At 59.0% G+C, this 17,495-nt stretch carries 21 protein-coding genes; 10 read left to right on the top strand and 11 right to left on the bottom strand.

Features of this window, described 5'->3' with window-relative positions; translation table 11 throughout:
• Positions 1-35: 35 nt before the first annotated feature.
• From ACWKV5_RS06790 to ACWKV5_RS06800, 3 genes are all read left to right on the top strand, one after another.
• On the top strand, positions 36-350 hold the full coding sequence (locus tag ACWKV5_RS06790) for a hypothetical protein (RefSeq protein WP_027925830.1): 315 nt from the start codon (positions 36-38) through the stop codon (positions 348-350).
• A 164-nt stretch (positions 351-514) separates the two neighbouring features.
• Positions 515-1,114: an FMN-dependent NADH-azoreductase gene (locus ACWKV5_RS06795; protein WP_027925829.1), complete on the top strand. Its 600-nt coding sequence runs from the start codon at positions 515-517 to the stop codon at positions 1,112-1,114.
• 347 nt (positions 1,115-1,461) lie between these two features.
• Complete coding sequence (locus ACWKV5_RS06800; RefSeq protein ID WP_483840685.1) at positions 1,462-2,328, top strand: carboxylate/amino acid/amine transporter; 867 nt, start codon at positions 1,462-1,464, stop codon at positions 2,326-2,328.
• 21 nt (positions 2,329-2,349) lie between these two features.
• Here ACWKV5_RS06800 and ACWKV5_RS06805 read toward each other — a convergent pair whose 3' ends face one another.
• The gene (locus tag ACWKV5_RS06805; RefSeq protein ID WP_483840686.1) at positions 2,350-3,237 is read right to left on the bottom strand and encodes a LysR family transcriptional regulator; all 888 of its coding nucleotides are present in this window, start codon (positions 3,235-3,237) and stop codon (positions 2,350-2,352) included.
• Positions 3,238-3,396: 159 nt separating this feature from the next.
• On the opposite strand from ACWKV5_RS06805, the gene ACWKV5_RS06810 reads away from it, so the two are divergent.
• Positions 3,397-4,041, top strand: coding sequence for a hydrolase (locus ACWKV5_RS06810; protein ID WP_027925826.1), 645 nt, complete (start codon positions 3,397-3,399; stop codon positions 4,039-4,041).
• 161 nt (positions 4,042-4,202) lie between these two features.
• On the opposite strand, the gene ACWKV5_RS06815 is transcribed toward ACWKV5_RS06810, so the two are convergent.
• Entirely contained in the window at positions 4,203-5,501 is a 1,299-nt protein-coding gene (locus ACWKV5_RS06815; protein ID WP_483840687.1) for a mechanosensitive ion channel family protein, read from the bottom strand.
• Between the two features lie 192 nt (positions 5,502-5,693).
• On the opposite strand from ACWKV5_RS06815, the gene ACWKV5_RS06820 reads away from it, so the two are divergent.
• The gene (locus ACWKV5_RS06820; RefSeq protein WP_027925824.1) at positions 5,694-7,040 is read left to right on the top strand and encodes a DEAD/DEAH box helicase; all 1,347 of its coding nucleotides are present in this window, start codon (positions 5,694-5,696) and stop codon (positions 7,038-7,040) included.
• A gap of 68 nt (positions 7,041-7,108) precedes the next feature.
• On the opposite strand, the gene ACWKV5_RS06825 is transcribed toward ACWKV5_RS06820, so the two are convergent.
• From ACWKV5_RS06825 to ACWKV5_RS06835, 3 genes are all read right to left on the bottom strand, one after another.
• Positions 7,109-7,384, bottom strand: a complete 276-nt coding sequence (locus tag ACWKV5_RS06825; protein ID WP_483840688.1) for a hypothetical protein — start codon at positions 7,382-7,384, stop codon at positions 7,109-7,111.
• A 91-nt stretch (positions 7,385-7,475) separates the two neighbouring features.
• Positions 7,476-7,946, bottom strand: coding sequence for an AraC family transcriptional regulator (locus ACWKV5_RS06830; RefSeq protein WP_483840689.1), 471 nt, complete (start codon positions 7,944-7,946; stop codon positions 7,476-7,478).
• Between the two features lie 150 nt (positions 7,947-8,096).
• Entirely contained in the window at positions 8,097-8,831 is a 735-nt protein-coding gene (locus ACWKV5_RS06835; RefSeq protein WP_123433963.1) for a DUF899 domain-containing protein, read from the bottom strand.
• 177 nt (positions 8,832-9,008) lie between these two features.
• Here ACWKV5_RS06835 and ACWKV5_RS06840 point away from each other — a divergent pair, with 177 nt between their 5' ends.
• Positions 9,009-9,398 carry a transcriptional regulator gene (locus tag ACWKV5_RS06840; RefSeq protein ID WP_483840690.1) on the top strand — a complete coding sequence of 130 codons (390 nt, stop codon included), beginning with the start codon at positions 9,009-9,011 and terminating at the stop codon, positions 9,396-9,398.
• 123 nt (positions 9,399-9,521) lie between these two features.
• Here ACWKV5_RS06840 and ACWKV5_RS06845 read toward each other — a convergent pair whose 3' ends face one another.
• The 3 genes from ACWKV5_RS06845 to ACWKV5_RS06855 all read right to left on the bottom strand — a co-directional run bounded on the left by ACWKV5_RS06845 (position 9,522) and on the right by ACWKV5_RS06855 (position 11,570).
• Positions 9,522-10,391, bottom strand: a complete 870-nt coding sequence (locus tag ACWKV5_RS06845; protein ID WP_483840691.1) for a DUF6279 family lipoprotein — start codon at positions 10,389-10,391, stop codon at positions 9,522-9,524.
• Between the two features lie 65 nt (positions 10,392-10,456).
• A complete protein-coding gene (locus ACWKV5_RS06850) occupies positions 10,457-11,173 on the bottom strand; it encodes a TorF family putative porin (protein ID WP_483840692.1) in 717 nt (238 codons plus the stop codon).
• Between the two features lie 208 nt (positions 11,174-11,381).
• On the bottom strand, positions 11,382-11,570 hold the full coding sequence (locus ACWKV5_RS06855) for a hypothetical protein (protein ID WP_017337097.1): 189 nt from the start codon (positions 11,568-11,570) through the stop codon (positions 11,382-11,384).
• A gap of 353 nt (positions 11,571-11,923) precedes the next feature.
• Here ACWKV5_RS06855 and ACWKV5_RS06860 point away from each other — a divergent pair, with 353 nt between their 5' ends.
• Both ACWKV5_RS06860 and ACWKV5_RS06865 read left to right on the top strand, forming a co-directional pair.
• Positions 11,924-12,760, top strand: coding sequence for a CvfB family protein (locus ACWKV5_RS06860; protein ID WP_123433967.1), 837 nt, complete (start codon positions 11,924-11,926; stop codon positions 12,758-12,760).
• Positions 12,761-12,857: 97 nt separating this feature from the next.
• Positions 12,858-13,790, top strand: coding sequence for a DMT family transporter (locus tag ACWKV5_RS06865; protein WP_483840693.1), 933 nt, complete (start codon positions 12,858-12,860; stop codon positions 13,788-13,790).
• Here ACWKV5_RS06865 and ACWKV5_RS06870 read toward each other — a convergent pair.
• Positions 13,735-14,916 carry an MFS transporter gene (locus ACWKV5_RS06870; protein ID WP_483840694.1) on the bottom strand — a complete coding sequence of 394 codons (1,182 nt, stop codon included), beginning with the start codon at positions 14,914-14,916 and terminating at the stop codon, positions 13,735-13,737. The genes ACWKV5_RS06865 and ACWKV5_RS06870 overlap by 56 nt on opposite strands.
• Positions 14,917-15,019: 103 nt before the next feature.
• Here ACWKV5_RS06870 and ptrR point away from each other — a divergent pair, with 103 nt between their 5' ends.
• Both ptrR and ACWKV5_RS06880 read left to right on the top strand, forming a co-directional pair.
• Positions 15,020-15,913, top strand: a complete 894-nt coding sequence (gene ptrR / locus ACWKV5_RS06875; protein ID WP_483840695.1) for a putrescine utilization regulator PtrR — start codon at positions 15,020-15,022, stop codon at positions 15,911-15,913.
• Positions 15,914-16,052: 139 nt separating this feature from the next.
• The gene (locus ACWKV5_RS06880) at positions 16,053-16,181 is read left to right on the top strand and encodes a PA1414 family protein (protein WP_007914492.1); all 129 of its coding nucleotides are present in this window, start codon (positions 16,053-16,055) and stop codon (positions 16,179-16,181) included.
• A gap of 203 nt (positions 16,182-16,384) precedes the next feature.
• On the opposite strand, the gene ACWKV5_RS06885 is transcribed toward ACWKV5_RS06880, so the two are convergent.
• On the bottom strand, positions 16,385-16,636 hold the full coding sequence (locus ACWKV5_RS06885; protein WP_483840696.1) for an acyl carrier protein: 252 nt from the start codon (positions 16,634-16,636) through the stop codon (positions 16,385-16,387).
• Positions 16,637-16,691: 55 nt separating this feature from the next.
• Positions 16,692-17,417, bottom strand: coding sequence for an MBL fold metallo-hydrolase (locus ACWKV5_RS06890; RefSeq protein ID WP_483840697.1), 726 nt, complete (start codon positions 17,415-17,417; stop codon positions 16,692-16,694).
• Positions 17,418-17,495: the final 78 nt, after the last annotated feature.

Here is a 17,495-nt window from a genome sequence, read left to right on the forward strand (position 1 = left end):
GTCCTAAGCTGGCAGCCCTTTATGGAGACTGCTGAATGAATAAATTCTGTTGTGTGCTGCTGGCGATGCTGCCGCTGACGGCATTTGCTTATCCGATCGATGTGCAGAAAGACCTCAATGGCTTGAAAGTCGACTATGAGACTTTCGACACGGATAACGACATCGGCTCCATCCGGGTGGCTAACTACGGCGATGTCGATGTCAGCTGCAAGGCCGTGTTCATCAATGGCCCGGAAGCGCCACGTACCCGCAAGATCGATGTACCGGCGGGCAAGCATAAAAATGCTACCGCGAAGTTCACCCGCAGCATCATCAAGCTGCGTATCGAGCTGACCTGCACCCCGAAATGACGCTTTGTTCCTGTGTGGGGCTGTCTCACCCCCACAGGGTATGCTCAGCTTATAAACGAATTTATTGATGGGTTATAGCAGTTATTTGCGCTTTTTCATCGATATGACTCTGTTTAACCTCCACTCCATCGCCTTACAGCATTCTCAGATGGAGCCTACATCCCATGTCACGCGTTCTGATCATCGAAAGCAGCGCCCGTCAGCAAGACTCGGTTTCCCGTCAACTGACCCAGACCTTCATCAGCCAATGGAAAGCCGCGCATCCGGCCGATCAGATCACCGTGCGTGACCTGGCCGTCAATCCGGTGCCGCACCTGGACATCAACTTGCTGGGCGGCTGGATGAAACCGGCCGAGCAACGCAGCGACATCGAACAGGCTTCGCTGGAACGCTCCAACCAGTTGACCGATGAGTTGCTGGCCGCCGACGTGCTGGTCATGGCTGCACCGATGTACAACTTCGCCATCCCCAGCACGCTCAAAGCCTGGCTCGACCATGTGCTGCGTGCCGGCGTGACCTTCAAGTACACCGATACCGGCCCGCAAGGCCTGCTCAGCGGCAAGCGTGCCTACGTGCTGACCGCTCGCGGCGGGATCTACGCCGGTAGCACGGCAGACCACCAGGAACCGTACCTGCGTCAGGTCATGGCGTTCATTGGCATCCACGACGTGACGTTCATTCACGCCGAAGGCATGAACCTGGGCGGTGACTTCCAGGAGAAGGGCCTGAACCAGGCCAACGCCAAGCTTGCCCAGGTCGCCTGAGCCTTTAATCGCCAGATAATCCCTTGATGTTCAAGTGACCTGGCGCAACCCCTTCAAGGCTTTACGCGCAACGAACCTCCCTTTGCACTTGTTGCTCCTGAGTGCTGTCGCCCGATTGAACGCTTTAGCGAGATCGGGCTTTTTTTTGCCTGCGATTTCATCAACACCCCAAATCCCCTTGTGGGAGCGAGCCTGCTCGCGAAGGCGTCGTGTCAGCCAATATCGCCCTTAACTGACACACCGCTTTCGCGAGCAGGCTCGCTCCCACAATGGTTTTGTGCGTTGGCCTGTGTTCGCGATAAACGGCAAAACCCGCTATCGTCGCCGCCATTCAAAACGAGGCGAGCATGGGCTATCTACTTTTTGTCACGCTGATCCAGGCGTTTTCCTTCAGTTTGATCGGCGAATACCTGGCCGGTCACGTCGACAGTTATTTCGCGGTGCTGGTGCGCGTGGTACTGGCCGGGCTGGTGTTCATCCCGCTGACGCGCTGGCGTTCGGTGGAACCGGCGTTCATGCGCGGCATGCTGTTGATCGGCGCATTGCAGTTCGGCGTGACGTATGTGTGCCTGTACCTGAGCTTCCGGGTGCTGACGGTGCCGGAAGTGTTGCTGTTCACCATCCTCACGCCGTTGCACGTGACCTTGATCGAAGACGCGCTGAACCGGCGTTTCAATCCGTGGGCATTGATCGCTGCACTGGTGGCGGTGATGGGCGCGGCGGTGATTCGCTACGACCGGATCAACCCGGATTTCTTCATGGGCTTCCTGCTGCTGCAACTGGCCAACTTCACCTACGCCGCCGGGCAAGTGCTTTATAAGCATCTGGTGGCGCGATACCCGAGCGATCTGCCGCATTACCGGCGTTTTGGCTACTTCTACCTCGGTGCATTAGCGGTGGCCTTGCCGGCGTTCCTGCTGTTCGGTAAACAGAACTTCCTGCCCGAAGCGCCGCTGCAATGGGGCGTGCTGGTGTTCCTCGGCCTGGTCTCGACCGCGCTGGGTCTGTATTGGTGGAACAAGGGCGCGTGCATGGTGAACGGCGGGACGCTGGCGGTGATGAACAACCTCCATGTGCCGGTGGGGTTGCTGATCAATTTGTTGATCTGGAATCAGCATGAGGAGCTGGGGCGGTTGTTTCTCGGTGGGTCGGTGATTCTGATGGCGGTGTGGATCAGTCGGTTGGGTATCCGCAAACCACTGACCGCCGCATAACCCCTGTAGGAGTGATGCGTATTACTTCTCAGCCAACTGCTCCACCAGAAACTCAATAAACGTCCGGGTCTTTTGCGGGACCCGACGTGCCGAAGGGTACACCGCGTTGATCGTGATCGCGGGTGCCTGCCATTCACACATCACCGGCATCAGGCGGCCAGCCGCCAGCGCATCCTCGACAATGAAGTTGGGCAACAGGGCGATGCCCATCCCCGCTTCGGCAGCCTGAGCGAGCAAGTCGCCGTTGTTGGCGTGCAACGGGCCGGTCACGTTGACCCGTTGAGTTTCCTTGCCATTGCACAGTTGCAGGCTGACGCCACTTTGCAGGTACCCGTAGTTGAGGCACTGATGTGCGCGCAAGTCTTGCGGAGTCTGCGGTATACCGGCGCGTGCCAGATACGCCGGTGACGCCACCATGATGCGCGGAGCCGGCGCCAGTTGCCGGGCGATCATCGTCGAATCCGGCAGGCTGGCAATACGGATGGTCACGTCGAAACCCCCGCGCACCGGATCCACCTGCTGGTCGCTGAGCACCAGTTGCAACTCGATGTTCGGGTGCTGCTCATGAAACAGCGGGATCAGTGGCCCCAGTCGGCGCAAGCCAAATGACATCGGCGCGTTGACGCGCAACACCCCGCGCAACTCGCCAATGCCGTTACGCGCACGCTGTTCGGCCTCATCCAGCGATGCCAGCACTTCGCGTGCTGCGTCGAAGTATTCGGCGCCGGCCTCGGTCAAGTGCAGGCTGCGCGTGGTGCGCTGCAGCAATTGCACGCCGATGGCTTCCTCCAGCGCCTGAATCTGTTTACTGACTTTTGATCGCGGCACATCCATTGCCCGAGCAGCCGCGGCGAAACCGTTCTCGCCGACCGTGACGACAAAGGCGCGCATGCATTCAATGCGATCCATGATTGTCCCTATTTTAGAATCAATGATTCTCGATTTTAGGGAATTGTCCCTTTCTATGCCAGCCCCTAAAGTGACATCCAAGCCGACGACAACGCCGCTGACGGCAACGTCGACTCACCCATTACTCACTTTGAAAATCGACATCAAAAGGAACGCGCCATGTCTATTCGTGAACTGCTCAACCCAACCAACTCCGCCCTGATCCTGATCGACCACCAGCCACAAATGGCGTTCGGCGTGCAGTCGATCGACCGTCAAACGCTGAAGAACAACACCGTAGGCCTGGCCAAGGCCGCCAAGATCTTCAACGTGCCGACCATCTACACCTCGGTGGAAACTGAAAGTTTCAGCGGTTACATCTGGCCGGAATTGCTGGCGGTTCACCCGGAGCAAAAGCCGATCGAGCGCACTTCGATGAACTCGTGGGAAGACAAGGCGCTGGTTGATGCGGTGAAAGCCACCGGCCGCAAGAAGCTGATCATTGCCGCGCTGTGGACCGAGGTCTGCCTGACCTTCCCTGCACTGGAAGCGCTGGCTGAAGGTTACGAGGTGTACATCGTCACCGACGCCTCTGGCGGCACCACCAAGGAAGCACACGACATGTCGGTGCAGCGGATGATTCAGGCGGGTGCAGTACCGGTCACCTGGCAACAAGTGCTGCTTGAGTACCAACGTGACTGGGCACACAAAGACACTTACGAAGCGGTGATGGAGTTGGTGCTGGAACACAGCGGCGCGTATGGCATGGGCGTGGATTACGCTTACACCATGGTGCACAAGGCACCGCAGCGGCAGGTCAAGTAACCCCAATCGCAATTACTTGGGAAAATTACTGTGGCGAGGGGGCTTGCCCCCGTTGGGTCGCGAAGCGGCCCCTAATCAAAAGATTGGGGACTGCTGCGCAGTCCAACGGGGGCAAGCCCCCTCGCCACAAAGGCTCACACCCACAGGGTTTTTTGTGGTGGTTACATGATGTGTTTTTCGGCGTCGGGAATGTGGCTTGCGCCCAGCATCGCCGGCAACAACCCCGCTCGCAAATCCCCACCACTCGGCTGCTGATAAAGACTCAACCCAAACTCCGGCAACACCGCCAGCAGGTAATCGAAAATATCCCCCTGAATCCGCTCGTAATCCGCCCACGCCGTGGTGCTGGTGAAACAGTAGATTTCCAGCGGAATACCCTGCGCGGTGGTCTGCATCTGCCGCACCATGCAGGTCATGCCTGGCTGAATCTCCGGGTGACTCTTCAAGTACGCCAATGCATACGCGCGGAAGGTCCCGATGTTGGTCATCCGCCGACGATTGGCGGACATGGCCGCCACATTGCCCTGCGCGGCATTCCAGGCCTTGAGTTCGGCCTGCTTGCGACCGATGTAATCGGTCAGCAGATGCACCTGCGACAACTTCTGCTCTTCGTCATCGCGGATGAAACGCACGCCGCTGGCATCGATGAACAGGCTGCGCTTGATCCGTCGACCGCCGGATTGCTGCATGCCGCGCCAGTTCTTGAACGACTCGGACATCAGGCGCCAGGTCGGGATCGAAACAATTGTCTTGTCGAAGTTCTGCACCTTCACCGTGTGCAACGTGATGTCGACCACGTCACCGTCGGCGCCGACCTGCGGCATCTCGATCCAGTCGCCTACCCGCAGCATGTCGTTGCTGGTCAGTTGCACGCTGGCCACGAACGACAGCAGGGTGTCCTTGTAGACCAGAATAATCACCGCCGACATGGCGCCCAGACCCGACAGCAGCAACAGCGGCGAACGGTCGATCAGGGTGGAAACGATGACAATCGCACCCAGCACGTACAAGACCATTTTTGTCAGTTGCACGTACCCCTTGATCGAGCGTGTGCGGGCGTGTTCGGTGCGCGCGTAGATGTCCAGCAAGGCGCTGAGCAGGGCGCTGATCGCCAGCAACAGGAACAGAATGGTGAACGCCAGCGCCACATTGCCGAGGAAATTCAGGCTGGCCTTGCTCAGCTCCGGCACCAGGTGCAAGCCGAACTGAATCACCAGCGACGGTGTGATCTGCGCGAGGCGATGAAAGACTTTGTTGTGCCGGAAGTCGTTGATCCAGTGCAGCGCCGGTTGGCGGCCGAGCATTTTGGTCGCGTGAAGAATGAGGAAGCGCGCCACTCGTCCGAGGACAAGTGCAATGACCAGCAACAGCATCAGCGCCAGGCTTGAATGCAGGAGTGGGTGCTGATCGAGGGCGCCCCAGAGGTCTTGGGCGTTGAGCCAGAGCTGTTTGATATCCATGGGCTAAAACGATTCTCCTGAAGGACGCGATCGGGCGATTAGAGCATTTAAGAGGGTTTGGATGACGTTTGAAGACAAATCAGGCAACAAAAAGCCACTGTTTATCGTCGTTTTCGTAAAGAAACTCGGCCTGAGCGCTCGAAACCGTTACCCTATGCAGCTGTTTTTTTGTATTTCTTCGAGGTAGCACCCGTGTTTTCCCAATTCGCCCTGCACGAACGCCTGCTCAAAGCCGTGGCCGAGCTTAAATTTGTCGAGCCAACGCCAGTGCAAGCAGCGGCTATTCCGCTGGCGCTCCAAGGGCGTGACCTGCGGGTGACTGCGCAAACCGGTAGCGGCAAAACCGCTGCATTCGTCTTGCCGATCCTCAACCGTCTGATCGGCCCGGCGAAAGTCCGCGTCAGCATCAAGACCCTGATCCTGCTGCCGACCCGCGAGCTGGCCCAGCAGACCATCAAGGAAGTCGAGCGCTTTGCGCAATTCACGTTCATCAAGTCCGGCCTGATCACCGGCGGTGAAGACTTCAAGGTCCAGGCCGCCATGCTGCGCAAGGTGCCGGACATCCTGATCGGTACGCCGGGCCGGATGATCGAGCAACTGAACGCCGGCAACCTCGACTTGAAAGAAGTTGAAGTGCTGGTCCTCGACGAAGCCGACCGCATGCTCGACATGGGCTTTGCCGACGACGTACAGCGTCTGGTAGCCGAATGCACCAACCGCCAGCAGACCATGCTGTTCTCCGCCACCACCGGCGGTTCGGGCCTGCGTGACATGGTGGCCAAGGTGCTGAACAACCCTGAGCACCTGCAGGTCAACAACGTCAGCGACCTGAACGCGACCACTCGTCAGCAGATCATCACCGCTGACCACAACGTGCATAAAGAGCAGATCCTCAACTGGCTGTTGGCCAACGAGACCTATCAGAAGGCCATCGTGTTCACCAACACCCGGGCCATGGCCGACCGCATCTACGGTCGTCTGGTGGCGCAGGAATACAAAGCGTTCGTGCTGCACGGCGACAAAGACCAGAAAGACCGCAAACTGGCCATCGACCGCCTGAAGCAGGGCGGCGTGAAAATCCTCGTCGCCACCGACGTCGCTGCACGCGGCCTGGACGTGGATGGCCTGGACCTGGTGATCAACTTCGACATGCCCCGCAGCGGCGACGAATACGTTCACCGTATCGGTCGTACCGGCCGTGCCGGCAACGAAGGCCTGGCGATCTCGCTGATCTGCCACGGCGACTGGAACCTGATGTCGAGCATCGAGCGCTACCTCAAGCAGAGCTTCGAGCGCCGCACCATCAAGGAAGTCAAAGGCACCTACGGCGGACCGAAAAAGGTCAAGGCCTCGGGCAAAGCCGTTGGCGTGAAGAAGAAAAAAGTCGACGCCAAAGGCGACAAGAAGAAAACCGGCGCCAAGGCTCCGACCAAGCGCAAAATCGCCAACCGCCCGAAGACCGACGCCCTGTCGCTGGTCAGCAAGGACGGCATGGCGCCGCTCAAGCGCCGCAAGCCGGAAGCGCCAGCTGCTGAATAAGCCGTTGTCGTGTCCCAAAAAAACCGGACAGATGTCCGGTTTTTTTATGCGCGGGATTTGGCGGTTGATCAGCCCTCGGCTTTCTTGTCCGCCGTCTGCAATTCTTTCAATCGCTGATCGATGAGCTGGCACTTGTCCGGCAAATCCTTGGCGGCTGTGCCCAAGTCCATCTTCTGCAGCTCGGCATTGATCTCTTTGGCTTTGGCCGGATTCTGCTCGGTGAGCTTGGCCACTTCCTGCGCCAGTTGCTCGCGCTTGGCGGTGGCTTCCTCTGGGGTGCAGGCCCAAGCGGGGAGGGCGCAGGTGAGGGTGGTGGCGAGGGTTATTTTCAGCAGGGTTTTCATAAGTGAGCCTCAGTTCCGGTTAAGGCGGGTTAACCGGTTGAGGGTTGAAGCCCTGTAAAAGTTCAGCTCGTTGACCGAAGAGTGTTGGGTGTTACTGGTCTTTTATGGCAATGCACATGTCCATTTCCAACACGCCGCTGTTCTCATCGTAGGACGCCTCCACTGGGTAACGTTCAAACCCCGGACGCTGGTCGTAGGCCAATCCGCTTTGCGGCATCCACTGCCCGCACAGCTCTCCCCAAGCCGCCGGGATTTCACTGGCCGGGCCTTTGAAGTGGGCGACGGCGTAGCGGCCGCCGGGCAGATGAGTGACGGCGAACGGGTATTTCGGTTCGAAGTCGGCGGGCACTTCGACGCAGGCGTCGTAGCGGCAGTATTGCGCGGGTGTGGTGCTCGGGTCGTCATGGCCGATGCCGTAGCGTACGCGGTTGAGGAGGTTGTTTTCGATCATCCACGGGGCGACGGTTTCGCGCCAGAAGGTGCCGATTTCCGGGCCGTAGGGGCCGGTGTAGCGCAGGTAGGCGACGCGGGCTGGGGGGAGGGTTTTCAGGGTGACGTTCATGTCTGGGGCCTTGGCGTCTGGTTCGTTCAGTGGACGTTGACTGGGCGGGCCTCTTCGCGAGCAGGCTCGCTCCCACAGGGGATTGGTGGCGTACGCAAATCCAATGTGGGAGCTGGCTTGCCTGCGATGGCCGCGACTCGGCCTAAGAGGTTAGCCCCCATGGCAGCAGCTGGCGGCGGCCTTTTCTTCGTAGCGGTCGTGATGCCGCACCCATTCCATGATTTCCTCTTCATTGCGGCCCTTTGGCGTCAGGTCGAGGTAGTTGTAGGCGCCGACCAACATATCCAGTCCTCGCGCATAAGTGGAATAGGTGTGGAATATGTCGCCCGCTTCATTGCGATAAAACACGCTCAAGCCGGGAAGTTCTTCTTCGGCGCCGTCAGTTTTTTCGTAGTTGTAGGTGGCTTTCCCGGCGGCGACCTCTTCGGCCCGTGCGGTGACGCCAAAGTCATAGTTGAAATCGCAACCCTCTGACGACACCCAATCGAATTTCCAGCCCATGCGCCGCTTGAACGCCTGGAATTCGGCGAACGGTGCGTGGGAAACCGCCACGACGGCGATGTCATGGTGCGCCAGATGTTGATTTGCACCGTCGATGTGGTCAGACAGGAACGAGCAGCCAGGGCAGCCTTCGTCCCAGCCGGCGGCGAACATGAAGTGGTAGATCACCAGTTGGCTGCGGCCGCCAAACAGGTCGGCCAGTTTCAGTTCGCCGTGCGGGCCTTGGAAGTGGTAGTCCTTGTCGATTTTCACCCAGGGCAGGGCTCGGCGTTCGGCGCTGAGTTTGTCGCGTTCCTTGGTGAAGGCTTTTTCGTGGGCCAGGTGTTGCTTGCGCGCGGCGAGCCATTCTTCGCGGGACACGACGGGATGATTCTGAATGTTCATTGGCTTTCTCCTGCGGGGGGCGGGGAGGTGACTTACACAGCCTAGTCGTTTGACCTGTGCCGGATTCGACATACCGCCGGTCAGTGCTGTTCAGCGCCTCGGCTGAACGGCTGCGTGCGGTGCCGGTCACAACTTAAGAAGGCCATCACAATCACGCGGTCTGGAGGTTGAATCAGGATGACGACTTATAACTGGGATTTGATTGAACGCTTGCTGCACGAAGTGCAAAAGGGTGACAGTAGCTTCACGCCACGGCCCTATGCCGAGCAGTACGTGGCGGAGAAAACGGCGGAAGGCGAGCAGACGGAAAACCTCGATCACTTGAAAGCGGTGGCGGGTGAGTACGAAAAGCTGCTGCTGGCGCGTGGCTACATCGAACCGCGGCCCGAGGATCAGGGCGGTAGCGGCTCGAATTACATTCTGACGCCGCGCGGCTCCAGTTTGTTGAGCCTGATCGACAGCAGCATTCCGGGGAATGACCATCCGCGCCAGGTGTTGGATGAGCAGGAAGATGCGCTGGATGAAGTGACGTTTGATGAAGTGGCGTCTAAAGCGCAGATTGCCTGAAGACTGCGCATAACCCTGTGGGAGCGAGCCTGCTCGCGAATGCGGTGTGTCAGGTCACGATTATGTCGACTGATACAACGCTTTCGCGAGCAGGCTCGCTCCCACAGGGAAAATGCGTGCGGTTTAGGATTGTTTGGCTGCTTTTAGGCATTTGAGGTCATTGAAGTCTTTTCTCACACCTTCGATTTTCTTCAACAACCGCTGACGCTGGGCCGGCGTGCTCTCGGCCATCAAATCCACAATCAACCCACGCGCCTGAGCCTCCGTATTGGCGTAAGCCTGACGATAGGCCGGCGTCCACAAACTCTCGCGATTAACCAGAAGCGTCTCTATTCGTTGTGGGAATTCTGGGCTATGGCGCTGGGCAACGGCCGCGCTGAACTGCGTCTGCCAATGCGCGCGGTTGGCGATCCATTGGGTGTTCTGGTCACCCAAGGCCTTCGACCAACTGATCACCCGTTGTTGCTGGGTGGGGCTCAGCGGGCCGAGCCAGTCATCCAGACGTTTCTCCATGCGTTCGGCGCGTTGCTTGATCTGCTGATCAAGGGAGGGCTTGAGGTATTCCTCCTGCCGTTTGCGCAGGTCTTTAGCGAAGGCGTCGTTCATTTCCGCGACTTGTTTGTCGTCCAGCCCCTGCAGCAACTCGACGGCCGACGGGGTGATTTCCCGGGCGGTCTGGGCGATGGCGGCTTTGGCTTCCTGGGTGCGGGTTTGCAGGGCGGCGTCGGTGACCTGGTTGGTTTCGACCATGGTCTGCAAGCGGTCCAGCCAATCCAGGTAACCCGGCAGTTGTGTAGTGCAATGCCAGCTCAGGTGCTCTTTGAGGCGCTCGTTGAACCAGCCTTTTTGCTCGCCGTTCATGTCCAGGTAGTCACTGAGCGTCCATGGAATGATCACGTCGAGGTTGCGGTAGGCCAGGCCCATCCGGCTGCACGCGCCGAGGACAAGGCTCAGGATGATCAGGGCAGCGAAGCGTAGTAACCAGCGCGACATGGGCGGGTCCTTGCGAAAGCGTAGGTTCTTATGTGAACGCAGGATGAACCCGGCAGTTCAGCCGTTCAATAAAACGAATGTTCAGCCTTGAGGGTGACCAGCCCGTCGCATTGGCTGTTGTGCCCGGAATAGGCCGAGCAGTCGCTGCCACTGAGGTTTGAATCACTGTAGATCAGGTCCAGGTCGATGCCCATGAAGGGCCGGGAAAGTTGCACCGACCAGTCGGTAAAGCTGCCGACATACCCACCGTCGACCGACACCGGGGTGTAGAGCTGGTGCGTGGTGTACTTCATGCTGATCCCGATGCCGAAAGGTTGATTGCCACCAAGGTCGGCGAACACTGTTTTGTTCAGTTTGTCCGGGTCGTTGCTGAAGGCTGCACCAAAGCGGCTGCCGAGCAGGGTCAGGCCACCGAACAGCTCCTGGCTGTCGAGGGTGTCCACTTTTGGATAGCTGTAGTGGATCATGCCGACTTCGTAGCCGAGGGTTTGATCGAAGGGTTGTTTGAATCCCGCGTAGGAATCGACTTCAAGGTTCTTGCCCGGGCTCAACCCCATGCTCGGTGCCCATTGGCCGACGTAGAAGCCACTGTCGTGGGTCAGGTCGAGGCCACCATGGAACGAGCCGGTGCTGGACGGCTTGACTAGCCCCTGGGCCATGCTGCGGCTGGGCGTGGTGCCAAGCTTGAGATCGAAGTCGCCCAGCTCACGCTGGAAGATTTGCGCGCTGGCGTGCGGACATACCAGCAGCATGCAGAGCAACAGAAGGGAGGGTTTGAGCATGCGTCACTCCATTGACAGCGAGGAGCAGGGATCGAAAGCCTACTGAAACGCTTGTTCTAGACGTGTGCAAGGATACCGGCGAATGCGCGGCATTGAGGGCCGTTCGTCGATTTTTGAAATTTTGATGGGGTTGGCGGGGTGTTGCGGGAGGGTTCCAGTCCAAGCGCTTCGAAGCTCAAAGCGCTTTGGGACCAGTTAAAGCAGGGTGTTACTTCTTGCCGAGCGTGATCTGCTTGGACGGGCCGAACGTCTGGCCGCTGACGCCTTTGGCAATTTGCTGGATTTCACCACCGGACTTGAGGAACGCAGCAATCTGGTTGTTGATCGATTCGCTGGTTTCAACGGCTGGAGCTGGCTTTGCTTTGCTGTTGGATGCTTTTACACGCATGGCGGCCATTAACCTGTAGAAAATTAACTTGGCCAGGCATCGTACAGGAAATACTTGACAATTGCTTGGCTAATATCCCCTCAAAATACACAGCGCAGGGCCGGTATTTATCTCGGGGCATTATCTGAAATAGGTCTCTAACACGCTGTTTTAAATAAGAACGTTGATGAAAATGACCCAGGTTCGGGCGGGTTGGCAGGCGACAAAACCGCCTCATCGGGCTGACGAGTGGCGAAGCCTTGCGGGTCAACCCCTCAGGGAAATCAGGGATTGCGCAGTATTTTCGCCCGCCACCGGGCCGGCCGCCGAACGTTACCCGCAAAACCGGGTAGAATGCCGCCCACGTAATGAGGGTATTTGAAATGGCTTTAGTCGGGCGTTACAACAGTTTGCAAGTGGTTAAACACACTAACTTCGGTTTATATCTGGACGGTGGGGCGGACGGCGAAATCCTCTTGCCTAATCGTTATATCCCCAAAGATATTCCAAGCGAAGATGAAGACTGGCTCAACGTTTTTGTTTATCTGGACAGCGATGACAAACTCATCGCAACTACCGAAAAGCCGAAAGTTCAGGTCGGTGAATTCGCCAGTTTGAAAGTCGTTGAAGTCAATAGCATCGGCGTGTTCCTGGATTGGGGTCTGCCGAAGGACCTGCTGCTGCCGTACTCCGAAGAAAAACGCCAGATGACCGCCGGTGAATACGTGGTGGTGCATGTCTACCTCGACAAGCACACCCGTCGCATCACTGCGACCGCACGTCTGGACCGCTACCTGGACAAGTCCCCGGCCAGCTACACACCGGGCCAGGAAGTTGATTTGCTGGTGGCCGAAGCGACCGACATGGGCTTCAAGGCAATCATCAACAACAAGCACTGGGGCTTGATCCACAAGAATGAAATCTTCAAGTTCATGCGCGCCGGCAAAGAAGAGAAGGGCTTTATCAAGGAAGTCCGTGCCGACGGCAAGATCAGCCTGAGCCTGCAACCGGTAGGCGAAGAAGCCGCCACCAGCCTGAACTCGAAGATTCTCGCCAAGTTGCGTGAAAACAACGGCAGCCTGCCGGTCAGCGACAAGAGCGACCCGACGGTGATCACCAGCATGTTTGGCGTCAGCAAGGGCAACTTCAAGAAAGCCATCGGTGCGTTGTACAAGAATGGCCAGATCGTCATTCACGCGGATCGCATTGAACTAAGCTGACCCAGCACCAACAGTAATGAAAAGCCCCGGCCCCGTGCCGGGCTTTGTTTTTTGACTACCGGGTTTCTGCCATGGATTGTGTTGTCGAGGTGTCACGGTGAGCGCCAGCCGGCGTAGCGCCGACGGGTTTGCCCTGCAGGTGATGATCGGGTTGTGCCTGATCTGGGGCGTGCAGCAGGTGATGATCAAGTGGGCGGCGCCGGACATCGCGCCAGTCATGCAGGCGGCGGGGCGGTCGGGCATGTCCGCATTGCTCGTCGGCTTGCTGATCTGTTGGAAGGGCGGCTGGGATCAGGTCGGTGCGACCTGGCGCGGCGGTTTGCTGGCCGGTGCGCTGTTTGGTCTGGAATTCTTTTTCATCTCTGAAGGCCTGCAACTGACGACGGCCGCGCACATGTCGGTGTTCCTCTATACCGCACCGATTTTCACCGCGTTGGGCGTGCATTGGTTGCTACCGAGTGAGCGTTTGAGGCCGGTTCAGTGGCTGGGAATTCTCCTCGCCTTTATCGGGATCGCCATCGCGTTTGCCGGTGGCGTGTCCTGGGATAACCTCGATCACCGCATGTTGCTGGGCGATGCGCTGGGCGTGCTGGCCGGTGCAGCGTGGGGGGCAACCACGGTGGTGGTGCGCGCCTCACGGCTGTCGGAAGCGCCGGTGACGCTGACCTTGTTCTATCAATTGATCGTCGGTTTCGTCGGCCTGATGCTGATCGCGATTCTCAGCGGCCAGGTTACTCACGTCAGCCTGACCACCGTCGCGGTGGCCAGCGTGCTGTTCCAGGGATTGGTGGTGTCGTTCTTCAGTTACCTGACGTGGTTCTGGCTGTTGCGGCGTTATCTGGCGGCAAACCTGGCGGTGTTCTCGTTCATGACGCCGCTGTTCGGCGTCACGTTCGGCGTGGTGCTGTTGGGCGAAGAACTGAGCCTCAATTTCGTCATCGGCGCCGTGCTGGTCTTGCTCGGCATCACCTTTGTCAGCGCTGAGCAGTGGGTGCGCCGTCGTTTGCGCAAAGCCCTCGGGCAGTACTGACCGGGCGCAGCAACAGGCCGCCGGCGATCAGTAATCCGCTGCCGGCAACCACCAGAGCAGGCTGCAAACCGCCACTGAAATGGCTGCTCAGGGCGGCCAGCAACGGCCCGGCGAGTTGGCCCACGGCGAAGCACGCAGTCAGCAGGCCGGCGTTGCGCTGGGTGGCGTGGGGCGCCAATTCGCGGGAGCGTTGCATCACCAGTTGCATGCAGGCCAGAAACGGCGTGCCACACAGCAGCACGCCCAACGCCAGACCCGTTCCGCTGCCCAACAGGCAAGCGAAGACCCCGACGGCTTGCAGCCACAACGTGATCATCAGCCAATGGCGTGTGCCATTTGGCGAGGGGCGACGCAGGCTCACAAGCAGCACTCCGACAGCCGACGCCAGACCGAAGCACGGCCAGAACAGTTCGGCCTGCCATTGCCCATGAAACTGCGCGTTGGCCATTTGTGAGAGGAACGTGGCGGGGATGATGTAACCCAGACCATACAAGCCATAGATCACCCCCAGTCGAGCGATGCCCTGATTGTTCGATGTGGAGGCGACGGGTGCTGCCGCCATCGGTACCGTGGGTTGTGGCAAGAACGGCAGAATTCCCAGCAGCATCACCAGCGCTACGCCGGCATACACCAGCCACAGCGTCGCGGAAGTCTGCCCCAGCAGGTTCGAACCCAAGGCCAATAACCCCGTGAGAAAAATCCCCAGGCCCGGCCCGGCAAAGACCAGGGCGCCCAACCGTGGACGACCGGCCGCGGCCGCCAATGGCTGGCTCAGCGCTGTGATCATCACCAGCACCCAGGCGCTGGCCACGCCGGTGCCAAAACGCAGCAGCAGATGCGACCAGAACCCGTTGGCCCAGAACGACGCCAGGGTCAGCAGCACACAGAGCCACAACCCGCCCAGCAAGCGCTGACGGACTTGCGCCGGCTTGCGCGAGAACATCGCATCCAGCGCGCCGACGAAGTAGCCCAGGTAATTGGCCGCGGCAATCAGGCCCGCCGCGGTCAGGTCGATCTGACCTTCACTGAGCAGGTGCGGCATTTGCGGGGTGAGGGCGAAGCGCCCGATGCCCATGGCCATCATCAGGGCGATAAAGCTGGCGGTTAAGCGAATCAGCGGCGACATAGTCTGAGTTCCGGCAAAGCATCAATGACCGTCAGGCTAGGACTGATTGACTTTCTTTTAAAATGAATAATAGTGAGTAACTTGTTCTGATTTGGAGAAGATCGTGGAGTTCAGCCAATTGCGGATCTTCCAGGCCGTGGCTCAAGAGGGGTCAATCACCCGTGCCGCCGAGCGACTGCATCGGGTGCCGTCCAACCTGTCGACGCGACTTAAACAACTTGAGGAGCAACTCGGCGTAGAACTGTTCGTCCGCGAGCGTCAGCGTTTGCAGTTGTCGCCTGCAGGAAAAGTCCTTCTGGACTACACCGCCAAGCTGTTCGCCCTCCATGACGAAGCCAGTGCGGCCGTGCAGGGCGGGCAACCGGCCGGGGACTTTGTGCTCGGCACCATGTACAGCACGGCGGCGATTCATCTGCCGCAATTGTTGGCGGGTTATCACCGCACCTACCCGGCGGTAAACCTGCAAGTGCAATCCGGGCCGAGCGGTGAATTGCTTGAAGGCCTGCTCACTGGCCGGCTGGATGCCGCGCTGGTGGACGGACCGCTGGAGCTGGCGGGGCTGGACGGCGTGCCCTTGTGCGACGAACGGCTGGTGCTGATCACGGAAGCCGATCACCCGCCGGTGCGCAGCGCGCTGGATGTGGAAGGGCGCTCGGTGTTCACGTTCCGCCAGGGCTGTTCCTACCGCATGCGCCTGGAGGCCTGGTTCGCCCACGACCATGCTGCGATGGGCCGGGCGATGGAGATCGAATCCTATCCAGGAATGCTTGCGTGCGTGATTGCCGGCTCGGGCGTGGCGTTAATGTCGGAGTCGATGCTCGCCAGCCTGCCGGGCCGTGAGAGTGTCGCGGCGCACCCGCTGGCTGATCCGTTCGCCCGCGCGACGACGTGGCTGATGTGGCGCAAGGGCATGGTCGGGGCCAATTTGAATGCGTGGATTGAGCAGCAGCAGACGGTCTATCCGTGGGCACACGTTGAGGCCCAGGCGATTGCTTGAACGAACGGTCAAGTATTTTGTTCAATTCAGTAACAGATCATTGCGACTTTTGATGAGCATTGCGTAGGACTTCGGACTATTATCAGTGCGAAGCGGCCTCAGAATTCCGGTCGCTCGGCACTACCCTGAAGGGGGCACCATGAAAGAGAAAATCCAAAACTGGCTGCACGACTTGGGTGTTGCACTCGGTTTGATCGAACCGCCTCTGCAACCTGTGCCAATTCGTACGGACGACGAACAGCGCCGACGCCAGCAGCGCCGCCGGTAAGACCGCGGAGTAAACCGGCGAAGAGGCTTGCCTGTGGCGAGGGAGCTTGCTCCCGCTGGGCTGCGCAGCAGCCCTTGTTTGTCACCGATGCATGTCAGGTTAAACACTGGTACAGGCTTTGCGGCTGCTGCGCACCCGAGCGGGAGCAAGCTCCCTCGCCACAAGTCTTTTGTCACCTGAACGAGTGTGTTTGACAGCTCTTCTCAATGCCGCCCGATCTCCTGCAAAAACCGACTCAAATCATTCGCCGTCCTGGCGGTCTTGAGCATCCGGTCTTCTTCCGCCGTAAACGCCGTCAACCCCAACTCATCTTCCAGATGGAAGATCAGGTCTTCGATATCCGCTTTATCCAACCCCAACTCCACCAGACTGGCGTCGTCGCCGAAGTCATCCCGGCCCTCCAGCAAGCGGCTGATGAACTGATGCACGGTGAGGCGAACGGCAGCTCTTTTCATGGTTGCTCTTGGAGGGCGTTATTGTTGTTGTCCCTGCGCTTGAGTACAGCAGGCTTCAGCCGTGTGAGCGCTGCCACTCGTCAATCATCGTGCGCAAATGCTCCCCAGAAAAACTGCCGAAATGCCCGCCATGCACCGTGCGGATCGGCAAGGCCCGCAAGCGTTGCAAGCTGCGGGCGTAGTCATCGAGATTGGAATGGTAAGCGTCTTCGATCAGCGGTCCGTCATAGATGATGTCGCCGCTGAACAGCGTCTCAGTCGCCGCTTCATATAGGCTGATGCCGCCCGGTGAATGCCCCGGTGTGTGCAGCACTTGCAGCGCGCGGTCACCCAGATCCAGCACATCACCTTCTTCAATCAAGCCAGTAGCCGGCGCGGCCTTGACCCGGTATTCGGCGTAGCACAACGGGCAATCGGGGTGAGCCTCGAACATGTCGTCGCCGACGAAGGCTTTGCTCAAGTCGTTGTCGCCATCCGGTGCGGCGAGGATGTCGGCCTCGGCCGGGTGCACCAGCCGTTCAGGAAATTCGTGATGCCCGGCAATGTGGTCGAAATGGCAATGACTCGCCACCGCCACCAGCGGCCGTTCAGTGATCCACGGCAACTGCTCGCGCAGGCTGACCAGACCTGAGCCGCTGTCCAACAGCAGGTCCTTGTCGCGGCCCTGAACGTGCCAGAGGTTGCAGCGGTAGAAAGGCCGAATGTAAGGCTCGTGAATCAGCCGAATGCCGTCGCTGAGGTGTTTGACTTCGAACCACTGATCGCGAGAAACAATCTTCATCAAAGGTTTTCTCCAGACGAAAAAAAACGGGTGTGGCAACCGACGCCACACCCGTCGAAGAAAGCATCAAGTCGTTAT

The sequence above is a fragment of the Pseudomonas oplopanacis genome, from assembly GCF_057128725.1.